This window comes from Vescimonas fastidiosa (assembly GCF_018326305.1).
Taxonomy (GTDB): Bacteria; Bacillota; Clostridia; order Oscillospirales; family Oscillospiraceae; genus Vescimonas; species Vescimonas fastidiosa.
This window is the reverse complement of record NZ_AP023417.1, coordinates 39,593-58,377: the sequence shown is the minus strand read 5'-3', so window position 1 is coordinate 58,377 and position 18,785 is coordinate 39,593. Positions and strand designations below refer to the sequence as shown.

19 protein-coding genes are annotated in these 18,785 nt (G+C 55.1%); 1 reads left to right on the top strand and 18 read right to left on the bottom strand.

Annotated elements, in window-relative coordinates; translation table 11 throughout:
• Positions 1 to 23 precede the first annotated feature (23 nt).
• From KI236_RS11695 to KI236_RS11650, 10 genes are all read right to left on the bottom strand, one after another.
• On the bottom strand, positions 24 to 536 hold the full coding sequence (locus KI236_RS11695) for an ECF-type sigma factor (RefSeq protein ID WP_212822145.1): 513 nt from the start codon (positions 534 to 536) through the stop codon (positions 24 to 26).
• Between the two features lie 97 nt (positions 537 to 633).
• Entirely contained in the window at positions 634 to 1,476 is an 843-nt protein-coding gene (locus KI236_RS11690; protein WP_228738171.1) for a hypothetical protein, read from the bottom strand.
• Between the two features lie 38 nt (positions 1,477 to 1,514).
• Positions 1,515 to 2,591: a DUF932 domain-containing protein gene (locus KI236_RS11685; protein WP_212822143.1), complete on the bottom strand. Its 1,077-nt coding sequence runs from the start codon at positions 2,589 to 2,591 to the stop codon at positions 1,515 to 1,517.
• Positions 2,592 to 2,604: 13 nt separating this feature from the next.
• On the bottom strand, positions 2,605 to 3,411 hold the full coding sequence (locus KI236_RS11680; protein ID WP_212822142.1) for a hypothetical protein: 807 nt from the start codon (positions 3,409 to 3,411) through the stop codon (positions 2,605 to 2,607).
• A gap of 95 nt (positions 3,412 to 3,506) precedes the next feature.
• Positions 3,507 to 3,884, bottom strand: coding sequence for a single-stranded DNA-binding protein (locus KI236_RS11675; protein WP_212822141.1), 378 nt, complete (start codon positions 3,882 to 3,884; stop codon positions 3,507 to 3,509).
• A 398-nt stretch (positions 3,885 to 4,282) separates the two neighbouring features.
• Complete coding sequence (locus KI236_RS11670) at positions 4,283 to 4,774, bottom strand: hypothetical protein (protein ID WP_212822140.1); 492 nt, start codon at positions 4,772 to 4,774, stop codon at positions 4,283 to 4,285.
• Positions 4,771 to 5,463: a hypothetical protein gene (locus KI236_RS11665; protein ID WP_212822139.1), complete on the bottom strand. Its 693-nt coding sequence runs from the start codon at positions 5,461 to 5,463 to the stop codon at positions 4,771 to 4,773. The genes KI236_RS11670 and KI236_RS11665 overlap by 4 nt, the downstream gene beginning before the upstream one ends.
• Positions 5,464 to 5,482: 19 nt before the next feature.
• Positions 5,483 to 6,100 carry a sigma-70 family RNA polymerase sigma factor gene (locus KI236_RS11660; protein ID WP_212822138.1) on the bottom strand — a complete coding sequence of 206 codons (618 nt, stop codon included), beginning with the start codon at positions 6,098 to 6,100 and terminating at the stop codon, positions 5,483 to 5,485.
• Positions 6,101 to 6,143: 43 nt separating this feature from the next.
• The gene (locus tag KI236_RS11655) at positions 6,144 to 6,554 is read right to left on the bottom strand and encodes a zinc-finger-containing protein (RefSeq protein ID WP_228738169.1); all 411 of its coding nucleotides are present in this window, start codon (positions 6,552 to 6,554) and stop codon (positions 6,144 to 6,146) included.
• Positions 6,555 to 6,578: 24 nt separating this feature from the next.
• Positions 6,579 to 6,887, bottom strand: a complete 309-nt coding sequence (locus KI236_RS11650; RefSeq protein ID WP_212822136.1) for a hypothetical protein — start codon at positions 6,885 to 6,887, stop codon at positions 6,579 to 6,581.
• 444 nt (positions 6,888 to 7,331) lie between these two features.
• Here KI236_RS11650 and KI236_RS11645 point away from each other — a divergent pair, with 444 nt between their 5' ends.
• Positions 7,332 to 8,633: an ATP-binding protein gene (locus KI236_RS11645; RefSeq protein WP_212822134.1), complete on the top strand. Its 1,302-nt coding sequence runs from the start codon at positions 7,332 to 7,334 to the stop codon at positions 8,631 to 8,633.
• Positions 8,634 to 8,654: 21 nt separating this feature from the next.
• Here KI236_RS11645 and KI236_RS11640 read toward each other — a convergent pair whose 3' ends face one another.
• The 8 genes from KI236_RS11640 to KI236_RS11605 all read right to left on the bottom strand — a co-directional run bounded on the left by KI236_RS11640 (position 8,655) and on the right by KI236_RS11605 (position 18,741).
• Complete coding sequence (locus KI236_RS11640) at positions 8,655 to 9,356, bottom strand: class C sortase (protein ID WP_212822132.1); 702 nt, start codon at positions 9,354 to 9,356, stop codon at positions 8,655 to 8,657.
• A complete protein-coding gene (locus KI236_RS11635; RefSeq protein WP_228738167.1) occupies positions 9,349 to 10,167 on the bottom strand; it encodes a class C sortase in 819 nt (272 codons plus the stop codon). The genes KI236_RS11640 and KI236_RS11635 overlap by 8 nt, the downstream gene beginning before the upstream one ends.
• Entirely contained in the window at positions 10,164 to 11,990 is a 1,827-nt protein-coding gene (locus KI236_RS11630; protein WP_212822130.1) for a SpaH/EbpB family LPXTG-anchored major pilin, read from the bottom strand. Before KI236_RS11630 ends, KI236_RS11635 begins: the two co-directional genes overlap by 4 nt.
• A gap of 2 nt (positions 11,991 to 11,992) precedes the next feature.
• A complete protein-coding gene (locus KI236_RS11625; protein ID WP_212822129.1) occupies positions 11,993 to 13,324 on the bottom strand; it encodes a SpaA isopeptide-forming pilin-related protein in 1,332 nt (443 codons plus the stop codon).
• Positions 13,325 to 13,390: 66 nt separating this feature from the next.
• Complete coding sequence (locus KI236_RS11620) at positions 13,391 to 14,152, bottom strand: hypothetical protein (RefSeq protein WP_212822128.1); 762 nt, start codon at positions 14,150 to 14,152, stop codon at positions 13,391 to 13,393.
• A gap of 330 nt (positions 14,153 to 14,482) precedes the next feature.
• Positions 14,483 to 15,727, bottom strand: coding sequence for a S1 RNA-binding domain-containing protein (locus KI236_RS11615; RefSeq protein WP_212822127.1), 1,245 nt, complete (start codon positions 15,725 to 15,727; stop codon positions 14,483 to 14,485).
• A gap of 18 nt (positions 15,728 to 15,745) precedes the next feature.
• Positions 15,746 to 17,611, bottom strand: a complete 1,866-nt coding sequence (locus KI236_RS11610) for a VirD4-like conjugal transfer protein, CD1115 family (protein WP_408059071.1) — start codon at positions 17,609 to 17,611, stop codon at positions 15,746 to 15,748.
• An 11-nt stretch (positions 17,612 to 17,622) separates the two neighbouring features.
• Positions 17,623 to 18,741 carry a hypothetical protein gene (locus tag KI236_RS11605; protein WP_212822121.1) on the bottom strand — a complete coding sequence of 373 codons (1,119 nt, stop codon included), beginning with the start codon at positions 18,739 to 18,741 and terminating at the stop codon, positions 17,623 to 17,625.
• Positions 18,742 to 18,785: the final 44 nt, after the last annotated feature.

Here is an 18,785-nt window from a genome sequence, read left to right as displayed (position 1 = left end):
TCGAAAAACAGCTTGCGAATGATCTAATAGGCACACTTGAGAATACTCCGCACCATGTGCACGGTGGTATTCTCCCTCTGTGCGATCTCCCGCGTACCGTAGCCATCTGCCTTGAGTCGCAGTACGTTCATATCACGGCGGGGCATATGCCGGCCCAGATCGTGGAACAGCAGGCCGGTCTCCATCTCCAGAAAGCTCTCATCCGTTGCGGAGAGCATATCGGACAGAGACAGGCCGGCATCGTCCATAACAGCATTGAGGCTGACCGTCGGTGCTGCACGCTTGGTAGATGCCTGATGGCGGAAGTGGTCTGCCAGGCGGCTCTCCATCTTGCGCCATGCAATGGTGGCGAAGCTGAAACGGCTGGACTCACCCTGCGTGGTATAGTCCATGACTGCCTGCAAGTAGCCAAAGACCACCACATCGTAATACTCATCCTCCGGCAGCTTCTTCTCATTGAGAAAAGCATAGACCAGATTGTGATGCTCCTCCGCAAATAACTGCTGCGCCGGGGTCATGGGGGTATTTTCATTCATTACAGTTCCTCCTATATGCCGGGAGCCGCAGCCTGTGTTTTACACAGACTGCGGCTCTTCACATGTTTCAGATCCTTATAAGGTCTGATAGGTTCATTTAGTGGGGAAGCTCCTCACGCTCGCCATCGATCACATCCGCACCGGAAATGCAGAAATGCTGGCCGCTGTCGGCAACAGCATACTCGGTGTTTGCGGTGGCATACTGGTCCTCCTCACCCTCACGGGCGGCAGACAGCTCCGCACGGTTCTTCAGCATCTCCTTCGCCTGCTGGCGGAACGACTCTACAAAGGCGCGGAACTCGCCCACCTGTTCAGGCTGGAGATCTTCCACTTTACGGAAGGTCGCCACGCTGTAGGTGTTGTTGCCGTTGTCCACGCGCTTCAAGCCGATCTGCACCACGCTGCTCCATGCCGGACGGCGCCGGGCCACAAATGCGGCATTCATGAAATCATTGAACGGTCGCAGGCTGGTAGGCGGCAGAGAGAGCTGCAGCGGGATATAGTCACCGTCCTGCAGAAGATACAGAATACGCATATTCTTGCAGGCCTTCCCCCTTCCGTCTGTTGCCGTCCCATAACGGTTCAGCTCACAGGCAGCGCAGGCGCCGCCGGGTGTACCGTAGCCCTGCTTTCCGTCCACGGTGGAGCACAGAGGGGCGGTGTTATCATCGTATTCGCAGCCCTCGGGCCAATACGCGCCACTGGCATGGTGATACAGGATAACGCCCTGCAGAAACCGGGTATACTCCGGATTCTCCGGGTCGCCGGTAGGCAGCTCGAATTGCAGTGCGCCGCCGGACGGGATCTTGACCTTGGGGAATGAGAGCGTCAAGCCCTCCATATCGTCGGCAAGATCATCGTTGCCGAAATCAAGGCCGGCCATGGTGGGAAGGTTGAATGCACTGGCAGTTGCCATCGTAGTAGTTTCAGGATAACTCATTTTTTGATCCTCCATTTTATCTTTTTTGTTTTTTCACATTACGCCGCGGATACCTGATTCAGCCGCGACCACACACTTCTGGGCATTGCCAGAATGTTGTAGCCGATGATCTCCAGATCCGAGGCGCGGTCATAGCTGCTTACGTCTTGACTGTACCGTGTTACCGCATTGGAAAGACCGTACAGGCTCAGGTCATGGCCTTCGATCAGATGTTGCAGGATGCCCTCACCCTCCGAGTCCGTAAGGCCGAACTGTCTGCTGGCCAGCTTCACAACGCCGGGTACATCTGCGGTGTTCATGGGGATGGCCGCAGCCTCCCGCATCATGCCCACCACCTGAGCGAACCGCGCTTCCTCTGCGGCGGCACGGACAGTGTCCTGCACCTTCAGCAGAAAAGCGTGATCGTCTGCAGCCAGCGTCTTTTCGGAATAGAGCTGGAAGTTCTCCTCCGCATCCGTTGCCCGGCCAATATGGTTGCGCTTTGTGGCGGCGTCGTTGACCACCATACCGTTGCTGCATACCAATCGGTAGATCAGAGGCTGGATGTTGACAGAGCCTAAGCCCACCTCGCTGTTGCTGATGACCACGCCGGCCTGCACTGTGTCACCCGGCGTCACATCCTCCTGTAAACGGGGATTGACCGCCTTGATATACATGCGGGAGTCGGTGATCTGACAGCTCTCGATGCGCACATCGGGGATCTCCGCCAGGATGGGCAGCACCGCTGAGGCGATACTGTAGTTGTCCATACGCAGATAACGATTGCTGAGGTAGGCGCGTGCCTTACCGTCCAGCACACGGATCATGCGTTGGGCAGGTGTCCGCTCCAGCCATGTGTTGACATTGTGTGCCAGTAGTCCGGGGTCTTCGCTGCGCATTCGCTCATAGTACTTGGCAGGGATGCTCAGGTGCGTACCAATCTGCCGGTGGGCGATATCGCCGATCTCCAGCGGTTCGATACGGTCTGCACCGTCACTGTCCAGCACGCGAAGTGTCAGCTCGGGTCCATAGCTTTCCAGCCGAAGATTGCCGGTATTGACCACATAATCCTCTTTGGCACTCTGCTGCCGGGTGATCTCCGCGGCAAGCTGCTCCAGGGTTAAGCCTGTTTTCATGGCAGCACCCTCCTTACCAGTTCAGCGCGATGGCATCATCCGTCATGCTGGCGGCGATGCCCTCACGCTCGAACACCTTCAGGAGCCGGGGCCAGTAATGCTTCTCCGGCAGGCTTTTGAATGAGGTCTGCGCTTTCTCTACGTCACCCTGACGGATGCAGATGTCACCGTTGTCCTTGATGACAAGGCTGCTATAGCCACGGGAGTTGAGGTCGTAGATCAGATCATCCAGAACCTTGCGTCCCTGCTGCTCGAACCAGACCTGCGGATCGATCTCACGGGGCGGAGCAGGCAGCTTCTCGGAGGTGCCGTTCTCTGCCGCACTCTGTACCACAGGTGTGACCTTCAGCAGTGAGCAGGAGAAGTTGGCCTTTTGGTCAAAGGTCACCTCCGCCTGATCATAGTCGGGAATACCAGAGATGGTGATACGGCCTGTACCGCCGTGAAGGATCAGTTTCTCCGGCTCTGGGCTGCGCCACTCCCATGTGGCATCCGGATACACTGCTTTCAAATATGCTGATATCCGGTGGTTAACATGGCGGAGCAGCAGTGGGCCGAAGCCATCCTCCTCTTCCACAGACAGTGCGCGAAGACTCTGGCGCTGTGCGTCATAGGCTGCTCTGCGGGCGGCGCGCCGCTTTTCGTTTTCCTGTTCCTGTATATAAGGGAATACGAATGCGGCCGTGACCCAAATCGCCCAAATGGTAAATGCAGCTGTCAGAAGCCAGATCTGTGTGTCGCTGCGTACAAACGCAACGATGGCCAGAACGGCTGCGATAAGGACAGATACGCCAGACCAGATGGACTTCTTCTTATTCATGCTTTGCACATCCTTTCCTTTTCGTGATGAAAACAAAAAAGAGGAGCTGCCACGCATCCTTTTGATACATGACAGCTCCTCTTATGCCCGGCATCCTATCCGGGCAAGGGTTCTCGTTCTCCGTCGATCTCCGGTACCTGTTCAGGCACTTTCGTGTCATAGGGCTGGAGATAACGCCATCGCAGCGCGATGACCTTCAGACGCTTATCCCGCGTCCAACCATCCCGTTTCAGATAGTCCTCCAGCTCCAGCGTGCCTTCCACACTGATCAGCGCGCCGCGGCACAAGCCTCTTTTGGCGAACTGTGAGGCAATAGCCCCAAAGGCAACGACCTGATAATACTGCGTTCTTGCGTAAGCCCCCTTACCGGTACGCTCCGCAAGGTCGAACCGTAGATAGGGCCGATTATTGGCGCTGATCTTCAGTTCAATATCATCCGATACAATACGGCCAACGACGGATATGTTTGCCATTACACTCCTTTCTGCCTTACGGCTTAAATATCTATAATAAAAAGTGCCGGCATACAGCATCAGCAATAAGCCAAAGCTGTCATGTCGGCACTAAATTACAATCTTAACAAACGTGTGCGATCCGAAAGGTATTCGGAAACCCTGAATAGGCGATGCACAAAGAACAATTACAAGTGTATTGTAGCACTATATATTGCGATTGTCAAGAGTCGTAATTCTATATATAGATATTTATTGAAACGCACGCGAATCAATGATGTGCTGCAGCGCAGTGATTGCGGTGGAATATGACACGTCTTCAAAAAGGAGTGCGGATGTAATCTGCTCATAGTCACTCCTATATGCATCGGAGTCAAGGATCTGCCGAAGGAGATTCCTTGATTCGAATTACACTATAATCAACGCACCGTGTCAATATTACTATAATCCGACGCCGCCTCAAGCCCAAGAAAGCCATCGGTCGGGAGAGATTCGTCTATGAAGCTGCTGCCAGTCTGTACCTGTGCAGGAGATTTATGTGCAGAGGATTTGAAATAGAAACGATATCGGCGGCCAACCTCTATCTTGTCCTGCCTAGGCAGTACAAGCGTCCTTTCACGCTCCTGACTGTCTATGATCCGGACATTGCGGTACTTGCGGAGCGGCGTCTGTGTGATGGCAATGCAGATGCCATCAATGTCCGTGTAGTGCCCGGTGATAATTAGGCGGTAGAGTTCTGCCGTTTTAAAAGCAAGTCCTATGGCGAGGATGCCGCTGAGCAGAGCTGTAACGGTATCGAGGGAAAAGAAAATGGCTGCCAGCCCTACAAGGAAGAAAGCCGCCCCTGCCAACGCGGTGAGGAGCAGCTTTCTTCTCAGAGGCAGCGGTGCTGTCCTGAGCTTGTCCATCATGACAGCCTCTCAAAGATGATCTGACGGCGCAGATAGAGGTTTGCCACAGCCTGCAGCACGGGGCGGCAGCAGACGAAGGGCCTGACCATATCCGCGATATTGTCGCTGGTGGTGGTATCGTCTGCATACAGGGCGTCCATCAGCTGCGAATCAGAGTGGATCGTATGGATGTCATACTCCACACACTTGATCAGTTCTGCCGTGGATAAGAGTGCCTGACGGGACAGACGATAAACCCGCCGTTCGTTTGCGCTGCGCCGCTCCTTGCGAAACAGCTTCCTGGTAACCGCAAAAGGGACATGGCCGAAAACCGTCAGCTTGATAAACGAGATCAGCCGCAGCAGCAGACTGTCCGAGATTGGCACCACGTAAAGCCCTGACAACAGAGCATACAGTGTATCCTCATCGGTTTCGCCGCAGCCCTCCACCACCAGTCCGCGCTGCATCAGTCGGCGCATACAGTCGGAGATACTGCGCTGGGGTCTGATGCCGCTGGCTTTCAGCTTGGCAGAATAAGCATCCTCAAGGGATCCGGCGTCCATGATCTGCCAGTTCAGCGCAGCCCAAAGGATCATCTCCTGGATGTCCAATGCATATTCCCGGTTGTTGATGATGACCATAGGGCAGGTCATATCGCCCATGCGGCCTTTGCGCTCGAATCGGCCGACGGCCGTATAGTATTTCTGCATGAATTTCACCTCACATTTTTCACGAAGCCTTGGAGCTTTTCTTCATCGGCTCATATTCAAGGCTATTCAAAAACTCCGCATTGTTCCTCAGCCGCTCAGCGGCTCTATGTACGGCCGCGCCCAAATAGTTGGCCTTGATCCCATAATAGGCAGCAATGTCCGTATTGCTCAGGCCGATAAATTTCAGCTGCATCGCCTCGATACCCAGCCGTGCGACACCGTTGTATTGCTGCTTCGCGCTTTCCAGAAGCGATAACGCATCTACCTCAGCCAACTGCTCCTGAAGACTGCAGATGCCGGTGGCCATGGCACGGTGACCGTCAGCCTCCGTGTCAAAGATCTCCGATACAGGAAAGCTGCGCAGCTCCCTGCTGTGCTGCAGCCGGCAATAGGTACGCAGACCGTTCTCAACGACCCTCTGAGCATAGGTAGAAAAGCTGGCGCCGCCGTCCGGGTCATACGTCACTGCGGCCTTGCAAAGCCAAATGCAGCCCTCTTGAAACAAATCGTCATAGCCGAAACCATAGCGCTGCTCATTGACCTGAATGCTGGTACGGATGGCCCAGCGTACCACGTCCATATTCGCCTCTACCATACTGCGCTGGGCATCAGTAAGGGCAATATCCTTATTCTTCATCGTCAGATTCACCTCTCTTTCTCTGTGGCTTTAGGCGTGCTCTCTATGCAGCCTCTGCGCTGTGGATACGAAACTTCTCGCAGGCGCAGATCAACCGATCACACATGTACGCGCCGAATTGTGCGATATGCGCCTGTTCCTCGTGCAGACCGAACTCTGTCTGCATCCATTGATACGCCTCTTTCTTGGTCATCAAGCCGGAACGCCACAGGCGGTCAAATGCCCGGTGTGCCTGGATACGCTTATGCCGAAGCTCCCCGTCAGCCAGAGAGCCCATGGGCTGCCGTGTGGTGCGATGGGCAGCCACATAGCTGTTGCAGGCGGGATAGCGATCACAAACATACAGATAGCTTCCTGCACTACGACTGTTGCCATATACAAAGCTGGCAGGATGCAAGGTAGCCTTAGCTCCGCAGTTGGGGCAATGGATATTGACTCTTTTCAGAATGTTCACCTCCTTCTTTCGGCTTGTGTGCGTTCATTGTTGGCAGCTCTCCCACAATTGGGATAAACTGCACCGTTTCGGGTCTTCTACGTTCCAGACAAGCCAGCTGGTGTAGAAGCGTTGGAATCCCTCCAGCGTCATAATGCCGATGCAATCATATTTATCCACGGTCTCACCGGACAGTTCCTCGAATACCGCCACAGGGATGATTGACGGCACGGCATTGTGATTTACAGACAGGAGAAAACCGGAGCATCCGTCACAACGGTGGCAATCAACGAAGAAGCTGTTGTGCCAGTTACAGCAGGTTGCCTGTAAAAATCGGTAAAAACGCTTGTCCATAAAATTCCCTCTACTATCATTATCCGTAAAACGAAATCAAAAGTGCGCCACTTTTTGAAAAAATTTTCAAATTTCTCTGCGGCCACGGGGTCGGAGGCGTCTGGAAACGATAATTGCCACGGCAGCTGCCGCAGCTAAAATGATACAAATTGCTTTTTTCATTGTGCATTTCTCCTTAATTTTCAGTTCGTTCACAGTAGACCACAAACCGCTGCCGCCCGCCGCCGGCGTGGGGGTGGCAGGTCAGCCGCGTCGCAGTTCTTGTCAACTTTCAGGCTTCTTTACCTCACAGGATCGGGGGTTTGAATTGCCGCCCGCTGAAATGTTACCGGGTTTATCTGCAAACATTTCATCAGAGCTATTGATTTTTATCTCACGGTGCCGTATACTATCCATTGAAATGTAGCATGATAATACCAGCAAGTTTTCAATGGAGGTTGGGCTATGGAAATAAAACGAGATCGCTATTTGAAGAAAATCATCTCCTTTATGTGGGATGGTCAGGTGAAGGTGATTACCGGCATCCGCAGATGCGGCAAGTCCTATCTGCTTCGCAATCTGTTCAAGAGCTACCTTCTCAGTGAGGGTGTTGCCGAAGATCATATTCTGTCCTTTGAGTTGGACTTGACCCGTGATATTCGCTATCGCAATCCGTTGGAGCTTGCGGCTCATGTCCGGGAGATCGTAGAACACAGTACAGACCAATATTATCTCTTTGTAGACGAGATTCAGATGTCCGACGAAGTTCCGAATCCCTATAATCCGGACGGAAAGAAGATTACCTTCTACGACGCGCTCAACGATTTGAAGTCCTTGCCCAACTTAGACATTTATGTGACCGGAAGCAACTCCAAAATGCTGTCCTCTGATATACTGACCGAGTTCCGGGGGCGCAGCGATGAGATCCGTGTGCATCCGCTTTCCTTTGCCGAATACTACTCGGCTGTTGGCGGCGATAAGCAGGACGCTTTTGACGATTTTGCTTTCTACGGCGGTATGCCGCTGATCCTGTCCCGTCCCACGGATGCCGCGAAAATGGCTTATCTGAAATCGCTGTTTTCTGAGGTCTATCTGAAGGACATTGTAGAGCGGAAGAAGATCAAGCGTGAGGATGTGCTGTCCGCGATTCTTGATCTGCTGTGTTCGTCTATTGGCTCTCTGACCAACCCAACGAAGGTTGCTGCCGCCATCAACACAGTGCAGAAGCGTAGCGGTGAAAATGTCGTTGCCTTGAACACCGTGAAAGCCTATATGGATCACTTATCGGATTCCTTCCTCTTTACCGAATGCAAGCGCTGGGATGTGAAGGGCAAGAGCTATTTTGACTATCCCAACAAATACTACTGTGAGGACATTGGACTGAGAAATGCCCGTATCGGCTTCCGCCAGCAGGAAATGACGCACATCATGGAGAACATCATTTTCAATGAGTTGATGATCCGTGAATGCGCCGTTGACATCGGCATTGTCTACGGCAACGAGAAAAATACCAAAGGAAAGGTCGTGCCGGTCGCGCGGGAAATCGACTTCATTGCAACCTCCGGCGGCAAGAAGACCTATATCCAGTCTGCCTACGCATTGGGAACAGCGGAAAAGGCGATCACCGAGAATAAGCCTTTCGCGCTGACCGGTGATTCCTTCCCGAAGATCATTGTCCGTCATGACATCCGTAAGCGTTGGTATGATGAGGGCGGCATTCTCAATATTGGCGTCATTGACTTCCTGCTGGATGACACGCTTGTCTGAATCCTCTCAAAATAAAACTGCTCACCGTGATTGGCTCATGGTGGGCAGTTTTTCGCAGTACACCACATACCTCTCCCGCCCACCGCTGGCGTAAGGATGGCAGGTCAACAGCGTCAGCAGGTCGCGGTCTTGCTGTATCTTGATCTTGTCCACCTCGTGGGGCTGGATAATCTGAATGTCCGTTACGGTATAGGTCAGCGTTTCCCATAGATTCGTCAGCTGCACGGTGTCTCCAACCTGTAAGCGGTCTATATGCCGAAAGTAGTCCGCGCCGCGCCAGCCACGGTGACCGGCAATGACGCAGTTGGTGTTATCCCCACCGATGGGCGCGGACGTGTTGCCCAGCACCGCCGCGCCTGCGGCAAGGTGTTCATCGGATGCACCCAAGTAGACCGGCATGGTCAGTTCCATGGTGGGAATTTCCAAGACGCCTATTACCTCGTCCTCGATGCCGTAGGCAGTCAAGTCGGCGGCGGGCTCCTCACAGGCTTCAAGGTCGGTGAGGTTGCACTGCTTTTCTGCGTAAAGCTGGCGGTTATACTCTTGTAGAGCCGCCAGCAGTTCGGGATATTGCTGCTCCGGATTTCGTTCTTTGAGGAAGCTCTGCACGGCGGCGTCTGTGTCGGCTTGCAGCCTATGTCCTGTGAACGCCGGCCACAGCATGACGCAGATGCCCGCCACGGCCAACAACAGTACCGCCAGCAAGAGGTATGTCTTACGCATGGCGTTTCCTCCTCATCAGGAAGTATCCGCCGCCTGCAACAACTACCGTGCCAAGACCGATGCCCAGACCGGTAAGGTAGTGCCGCGTCCACGAGGACGCGGCTGGTTTTTCTGCGGCGGCAGATGCTTCCTGTTCGGGGGTATAAGGAACGCGGTGCCCACGAACTAAAAGTCGGTGGGTGTTGATGGCAAACGGCGTACACGTCACCAGTGTAACCAAGTCCTTGCCATCCTCAATTTGCAGCAGGCTCGTGTCTGCGGGCAAGACTGTGTTGATGCTGTCTACTTTATAGGCCAAAGTGTCACCCAGCACATGGATGTAGAACACATCGCCCCCTGTAAGCTGGTCGATGTCCGAAAATAGCTTGGAACTCGCCAGCCCACTGTGCGCCGACAGTACCGCGTGGGTACTGCTACCGCCTACCGGCAGAGACGTGCCGACCACATGGCCGACCGACTTTTCAAGCGTGTCTGCCTCCGTACCGTGCTGCACCGGCAGATACACTTTGATTTTGGGAATGTCCACATAGGCCATGACGCCGCCCACCGTGAGTTGTTCTTCATACGCCAAGGGAGGGGCGGAAGCCCCTCCCTCTGTAATGGTCGCCGTGTCGGACAGCATGGCGTTGTACTGCTCTGCGGCTTCCCGCTGTGCAGTCAGTTCGGTTTTGTCGGTGCCTTCTATGGCTGCGGTGTAGACGGTTTTCACATCCGAATGATACTTTTCACTCAGAAGTTCTCCCACCAATGGGTAAAGCATCAGGCCCAGCGCCGCAACGCCGCAAGCCGCCGTCAGTAGCCAGCGTTTCACTGCTCGTTCTTATGCTTGCGGCTGCGGATCACGATAAACGCCGCCGCGCCCAGCAGCGCCACGCCGCCGATGGTGAACATCCACGTGCCGTAGCCGCCTGTCTTGGGCAGATTGAAGCCGGGGTTATTGACCACGGTCAGAGGCACAATGGCGTTGCCGTCGGTCATGGTAACGTCCTTGCCGTTGACGGTAGCAGAGGCGGTCAGCAGCTTTGCGCCGCACTTCTCACACTGCCCATTCTCAGCGGTCTTGATAACGATCTTGACCGCGTCCCTCAGCAGCACATAGCCCTTGTCGGTGGCAATTTCGGTCAGAGAATAGGTGTCGTCCTCCAAGCCATTGACCATCACATGACCCTGCGCGTTGGGAACGAAAGTGGTGGCATCTGACTTCTTGGCGGCGAAGCCCTTGGCGTAATACACGCCGTTCTTCTGCTCAGCAATCACATACACATCGTCGGTATCGTTGTGCAGCAGGAACTTCACGTTCTGCACCTTGCCGCCGTTGTCGCTGAACTGCTTGAGAACGTCGATGCCGTAGGTGTAGACATGGCAGCAGTCCTCCAGCGTGTCAAAATAAGTGGCGTTGGTGCGCTTCCAAGTCAGCACGACATCGTTGGGGTTGTCCTTGTCGCCCATCTGGGCGTCGGCAGTCAGAGTGGCGGCGTAGGTGATGCGCATGGTGCAGTCGGAATAGCCCCGCTTCACGCTGTCGGTGTAAACGGTAGCCGCTTCGTTGATCTCGGTCAGACCGGCCTCGGTCATGCGGATGGTCATGGTGTTGGCAGTATCGTCATAGGTCACGGTGAATTTGCCGGAATCCTCCGCCCAAGTGGTGATCTTATCGGTGCAGCCAGCGTCCTTGAAGAACTCGATGACTACATCCTGCTTATTGTAACGGATGCCCTTGGACATGGTATCGACGTAAGTATACTCACTCAGGCTGGTCGCCTTGGAGGTAATAGTGGGCAGGGTGCTGATGATCTGATAGTCGACCACATCACCCACTGAGGCGGTGGCGGTGTGGGCGTAACCGTCCCCAATGTCTGTCAGACTGCCGCTGTTCTTGCCGGTGGAATTTTTGCTCTCGCGCACGGTTTTCTCCAGCGTGGGGTTGCCGGTCTGGTTTTTGGGATAGACAGTCACATCATAGTTCCAGCCTGTGCCGTCCACGGTGGTCATGGGCAAGGACACGAAGAAAGGGTTGCAGGTAGAGGTGACATTCTCCGGTACTCTGGTTTCGACAACGAGGTACAGGCCCTGCCCAAGGTTTTCCGCAGAGGTGTGACCGGCAGCGTCCGTCTCGGTCATGGCCGTGCCGTTCTTGACCGCAGCTTCCAGCGCATTTTTCACCGTGGTGGCATTGGCAGCCAGCGCAGCGGCCAGCTTGCCATTCAGCACATCGCTGGTGTAGTAGTTTTTTCCGTTTTCGCTCTTGTAGGCATCCGCGGCGGTCACGCCGATGGCGGGCAGCACCGCGTCCGCGCCGTCAAAGCCGTACAGCACACCTACCCGGCGCCGACCATTCACCAGCTCATTGTTCATGGCGATGCCCGCCACTCTCAAATAGGTGAATTCCACGCCCTGCACGGCATATTTTGCCAGCTTGTCGATGACGGCGTCGTCATGCAGGCCGGTGCTGACATAGGATTCTGCGTCCCACGCGCCGTCCGCGCTGGCCGTGGTGATATCGTACTTGTAGATGTTCAGGGACGCTCTCTTGCCGGTGTTGATGGTAGGCTCTGCGGCAAATGCCGTGGTCATGAGGCCGATGGCCATAAGTGTCGCCAGCAGCAGCGATACTATGCGATGGTTCTTTTTCATGTTCAGTTGTTCTCCTTCCTGATATTAGATTTTTTGCAAAAATAAACACCCATGCAGAGCATGAGTGCCGCAAGCAGGAAATATGTTGTGAATCCCGTGCCGCCTGTGAATGGCAGCTCAAATCCTGCATTGTTGCAGAGGGTGATGGTGATGTCCGCTGCATCCGCCGTCAGCGTGCCCACCTCCACCGGCTCAGGCAGCAGGGTATATCCGACGGGCGTTTTCGCCTCGGTAATGCGATACTGTACGCCGGTCTTGAGATTTTCCCACTGGGCAAGTCCATCTGCACCGGTGTTGACACTGCAGACTTCTGTCCATGGCTGTCCGTCCGCAGAGGTTTCCAGCAGAAATTCCACCCCGGCGAGAGCCTCGCCTGCGGCATCTACCTTACGAACGGAAATGCTGCCCACCTTGTTGACTTTGAACTGGATATACGCCCACACGGGATCGGGCAGGGTGGTCAGTGCGGCACACGACTGGAAGTTGCTGCCGTTGCTTGGCTCCAGCAGCACGGCCTCCGTGCCGTCCACATCCAGGGAATAGCCTTTTTCGCTGCTGACATAGCCGTCCAGCTTTTCGGCGGCCTCCTTGGTGGCGGTCACTGTCAATGCGTTGCCTTCCTGGCGGATTGTCACGCCGCCGATGTTGCAGCCAAAGGAATACTGCGACAGCACGCCGTTGGTGTCGGTGACCGTTCCTGTGTACCGGCTGCCGTCCCAGTCCAGCTCGATGGCATTGCTTTCGCTCAACTGGTTTCGGTACCGCACCGCAAAGCTGGGGAGCTTACCGTGCTGCATCATGCGGTCAATGATGGTGTCGTAGGCTTGTCCCACGCCTGCGTCCACATAGCGGAACATCCGATTGCAGGTGATGTCGTGCAGCGTGTAGGGGTAGGTGGGGCTGCGGTAGCCGCAGACAAATTCCCAGATAATGGCTTGGGTCGCCAACTGCGCATAATCGGGATTCATATCAAATGTATAGCTGCCGCCGTGGCCGTAGGCCAGTGCCAAGGTCACCGCATAACGTTGATTCCAGCTCAGAGCACTCCAGGACACGGATGAGTAGCCCAAGGCAGACCCCGAGGAGGCTGCGGCAGGCTCCATACAGTAGGCAGGCACCGTCTTGCCGGTATCACTCCTTGTAAAGTATTTCAGCTTCGTGCTGATGAATGGACCCCACTGGGGCACATTGGATTTGTCCTCATAGTAGTGATAATTTCTGCCGCCCGAGATGGTGCCGGAGATGGTTTCAGCGTGAGCTGTCACAGCGGACAGCCCCATGAGCACCGCCAGCAGGCACACCAGCGTTAGCGGCTTGGGAATGGTTTTCTTCATAATGTCCTTTCTCCCGACGCAAAAGCCGGCAGCTCACGCTGTCGGCCTTCTGTTGGGTATTCGATTTTATCCGTACAGCACCACCACGATGTACTCGTCCGATGCTGCGCTATAGCGCACGGTGCAGTTGAACCGTGCATAGGCTCTGACGGCATCCGCACTGTCCATGGCTGCCAAATACTGGAAGGTGGCGTCCACATTGCCCCGTACCGCGCGGTTTAGTGCCTCCTGCCCGCCGTTGGCCGCCAGCCACGCCACGCTGTCTGCCGTGCCGGGGAAGTAGCTGGTGTTCTCCGCAGTCAGACCGGTGTCAATGGTCACGCCGCACTGCGCTCTTGCATACTCGTTACCCGCCCGGATAGCCTCCGCAATAGAGTAGATGTTCCCGCTGGCGGCAGGCTTAGGCGTAGGGGCAGGTTCGGGCTTAGGCGCAGGTTGCTCCCCCTGTTTCTCTGCCGGTTTCTGTGTAGGTGCCGGTGTGGGTGTGGGAGTAGGTTTATCCTCCGGTGCAGGCGCGGGTATTGCCGGCTCTTTCGGTGCAGCGGGCGGTGCCGTTTCAGCGGGTACAGGCTGTTTTTTCGCGGCTTTATCCGTATTCTCCGCACCCGCCCGCTCAGGAGCGACGCTACTCTCGGATGCATCGCCTCCATCTTCTGTTTGCGGCAGCAGAGATTCGGCCACCGTGCGCTCCTCTTCGTTCTGCTCGGCCTGACTTGCTGCATAGGCAGAGACCTTGGTGTTGGACTCAGACGAATCCGAGACCGGTGCCGGCTGGACTGCGCAGCCTAACAGACACACGGCACTCGAAATTAGTGAAACTAAACGCATTCTTTTTCTCCTCATGGGCGTTCTCTCCTTTACGTAAATATCGCAGCACTGTTTAATGTGCTTTGAAGATATTTACGACTGGAGCCTCGCCTTTTTCAACACTATGTACTGTCGTTTGGGTTTTGCAGTGATTGCATTTGCCGCTCGGGCGCGAAACGCTGCTCTGCCTACCACATATAAAACACCCTCTTCCTGTATGCGAAAGACCGCCGAGTTACCACCCGGCGGTCTTTACAATTTTGACTGTACCAAGTATAGCACATGGTGATTTACGGCGAAATCGCAAAACAGTGCCAATCCATTGCCATACCCTGCCGATACCGTGTCAGATCAGACATGCTGCTTGATAATTCGGGTGATAATCCCCAGCGCAACGCCATGTTCCTCATCCAGGTGGGTAACGGCAAAGCTGACATCATCCTTTCGTCCGGGTCTGCGCCGATCATAGCAGGAATGTGCTATGGCATTGGCCCCGTTGCTAAGGCGGATATACACAACGCCCTTATGGATATGGGTGACCTTCCCGGCATATTTGCCCTGAATACGGCATTTCTGGAGATTGTCATTCTTGCTGTTGCCGGATACGCTTTTGATGTCGGCTTTAATTCTGATACGCTCCGGCTCTGTGCGGTCAATCTCCAGCACGCGTACCAGAGTCTTGTCGCCCACAGCATAGCGGTCATGAGCATCGCCGATCCAGTCCCACGAAAGGTCGCGAGCCAGAATTGATGTCTCCACGCCAAACACTTCGACCCGGACGACCTGCTCCGCCACGGCGATCACACGGGCTTCTACCACGCGTCCGTCATAGATACGATACTGTCCGTCACTGTCCTTACCGAAATAGTAGATCTGCTGCTTCTTCAGCATGGCATCCTTTCGGCTGGCAACAACGGTTCGGCTTTTGGCGTCGATGCCCTTGACCATAAGATCCACCTCTGCGCCCAGCATCTTATTGAGGATCTTCTGGTGTCGAAGGATCATCTCATTATAGTCAGCACCGTACATATCTGCCGGGAAGTCCAGCACCATCTCCTTCAAGGGGATCACAATGCGGAATCCCTTGTAGTCCACAATGGCAATGGTTTTCCCCGCCTCCGTTCTTTCAATGCCGCTCAGCATACCGGAGAGCATGCGCCGGGTGCGGTAGGCATTGTGGATCTCGTGCCAGATAATGTCCTCCATCTGCGCCTGCGTTTCCGCTTCGCCCCGGGCATCCAAAGTCAAAATATCTCTCTGTTGGACAGCGGCAGGGGCAGGTTCAGCAGAGGCGGCAGCATCCTCAGTAGGCGGCGTAGCCTGCTTCTCCACCTCTACCGTCTTTTTTGCAGCGGTTCGTTTGCGGACAGTGCGCTTCGGCTTTTCAGAGGGCTGGGGATCCTCCGGCACAGTCACCACTTCCGCAGGCTCAGCGAGAACACTCTCTGTAGGTACAGTATCCTCCACAACAGGATCGGCTGCGGTTTCCGGCAAACACTCTTCTGTCACCGGCTGTTCTGCCGCTTCCTCGGGGACGACGGGAAGTGCCGGTGCTTCCGGCATCACGGCAAGTTCTTCTGTTTTCTTTCTCGGCATATTACTTTCCTCCTTAGCTCACATTTTGGTTGACATGATGGAATCCTTATCGGTTTTTACAAACTCACTGCGCCTGTTCGGCACCTTCTTTGACTTAATAGGCTGCTCTGTTTGTTTCGGTGCGGGCGAAAACACAGGGCTTTTACGCCATTCCGGGATATGGGCGGAGGCCTTGCAGTCCCGCAGTTTCTTTGCCTCGTAGTGATTGGTATAGTCGTACTTATCTACCTGCAGCACCTTGTTGCCGCGTGCGATGACCAGCGCGCGGTTTACCGGCAGGCGCAGCACCTCATCCATAGTCAGTAGCTTGCGCTTGCCCACGCCGCTGGTTTCGCGGAACTCCGGCGTGTAGTTGCTGATACGCCATGTACCCAACTGCTTGGCCTTGCTGGAGACATGGACGCTGACCTCCCCGGTGCGGTCACTGAGGAATTTGGCAGTCAGCTCATCGGTGCAGCCCAGTGCAAGCTGATAGTCGCAGCAGCCCAATATCTCCTGCCATTGGTTGTAGGGATACCGGTTCTGCAAGCCCGCCAGATTCTGAAACACGCAGCTCATGCTGACGCCCCGCGAGCGGATCACACTGATCTTCCGGCTCAAGTCTGGAATAACGCCGCAGGCTGTCAACTCTTCGCCCAGCACATGAACGGGGACTGGCAGCCTGCGGTCGGCACAGTTTTTATCCGCGTAACGGATCAGCTTGATAAACGCGAAGGACAGAAACAGGGACGTGAGAAAATCAAAGGTACTGTCCTGATCGGATGTGATGCAGAAATAGGCACAGGGCTGCTTGCCCGGCAGCTCCATGTCAATTTCATCATGGCTGGTGATCTGGCAGATGGGCCGATTCTGAAACACCTGCAAGCGGCTGCCCAGCCCAATGATAACGCCGCTGCGCACCGTATCTGAGGATTGGCTGAATAGCGCATAGGGTGCTCTGGCAGGATGGCTGGCAGGCAGCATGGAAAAACGGTTGTCCAGCTCATTCTCCGCGTTCAGCACCAGCAGCTTATAGACCTCACCGATGTTCCGGCTCTCCGGTGGATAACCCAGCGCCACATACAGTACCAGCGCTTTCAGGAGGTTCATCTCCGCGGCGTTCCAGAAATGGTCGCCCTTTTCGCTGCCGGTATTCCTGATGATAATGTCGCAGAAGATCTGCGCCATCAGCTCATCACCCTCAATCTCCGCCAGGCAGTTCCATGAATCAGAGTTCTCCGGCTGGATCAGGTTGAACACCTTTACCACGTAGCCCTTGCTGCGCAGATATTCGCTGGTCTTTTCGTAAAGCTCCGATTTCGGGTCGGTGATGATCAAGGACTCCTTGTGGCCGTTGTGGGTCTCGGACGCGCTTTGCAAAATGCGATTGATGCAGTAGGCTCGCGTTTTCATGGAGCCGCTGGCGCCGAACACGGCGATATTGCCGTTAAGCCGGGAGTTCTCGGGAATACACACCACCTGATTGTCCAGCTTGCCCAGTATGACGCCGCTGTGTTTGCGGATATCGGACACCAGATCAAGGACGCCCTTCATCTCCGCTTTCTCCATGAAACCAGCCGTTCCGTAGGTGCCTTTGTTGGAGTAGGTCAGGTTGCGCTCCGCGTCATACTCCCCAACATCGGAATAGCCCATGCGCATCACCATGACGATCAGCAGGCCCAGCAGCAACAGGCAAAGCCCTACGCCGATGAGCCCGCTCTTACTGAACAGTGCTTCGCAGCAGGCGGAGAAGGACAGCACCGGCGCGGCCGGGGAGCTTCCGTCGCCTGGCGTTCCGCCCGCGTCCTTCCACTGCTGATAGTTCCGGACGAATTGCGATAGATAGCCGCCGCCAAACAGCAGCCCCACCAGAAAAAGCGGGAGCGAGAACAGCAGACTTCGCAGTTTCTTTTTCTCTACGGCAAAAACCTCCTTTCAAACGCATCAAAGTCAATGGCCTGCACAACGGCCCTGTTACCGCAGTAGCGGCGCAGCACTTCGGCCTGATGGTCGAAGCAGATCAGGATGCCATAGCGGTCCTGAAGCCGCAGTGCCGTATCGAACCGCCTGATCCGCGGCAGGTCACAGTCATAGGCGAACAGCACCGGCGCACCATCCGGCGTCATGGCGTCATTCTCCACTGTTTCACTCAGCTGCCGGGGCTCCAGATCGAGGAGCAGCAGCTCGCGCAGGTCATTGTCTAGTTCTTTATCACAGAGGAGGCGCAGCAGCACCTCTCCATGATGGTCGTTAGTCAAGAAGCAGAACTGCTCATAGCTGCCATCCAGAACGAAATGGTTTTTGCCACCCTGATCAGTCAGCAGCTCATAGGCCAGTTCCATGCTATCACCCAGCAGGAGACCCCGCACCGCATCCGGGTGATACTGGTGCGGCATTCGTTCACGGCACAGCACCGTCTGCATGAGTGCCTTTGTCCGCATCTCAGCTTTATAGCTCCATTTCATCAGCGCGTTGCCCATGTTGTAAACCACGTGGATATGCTGCGGTGTCAGTAAAACGCCCACGGACCGGGCACCACGGATTTTAACAAAGGTTCTCCCCATCTCCTTGATCTCACGGGAGGTGTAGAAGGCAGGTGTGCAGATGCTACCAATCGCTGTTTCACCGGGACGGAATACGCCTAGCTTTTCATCGCGGAAGATATTAGCGTTGGCGTTACGCATGGTGATCAATGTCTGCGAGACACGGTGGAGTCGAAGCCTCTGCTCCGGTTCACTCCTGATGTGGTTGGTGGTGCAGGCTCCGGACAGGTAGAAAGAAAACCTCTCCGGGTTGTGTTCCAGCAGCAGCTTTTTCGCCGCGGCGGTGAGCCGGTATCCACGCAGTCCGTTCTTGTAGTAGGACAGCAAAAGCCGCTGACGCTTCAGCGACTTGACCACGTTCTCTTTGTAGCTGCTGCCACCGGCGAGTCTGCTCAGTTGGCTGGCCGGCAGCTCACCGGAAAGGGCGACCAGCACCAATAGCTGATAGGCTTGTGATAGGCTACCAGGAGCTTTCTGTGGTAGGGTACTCATACTGACCACCTCCTTCTGGTGTGCAGTACCCAGACTGCCATGAC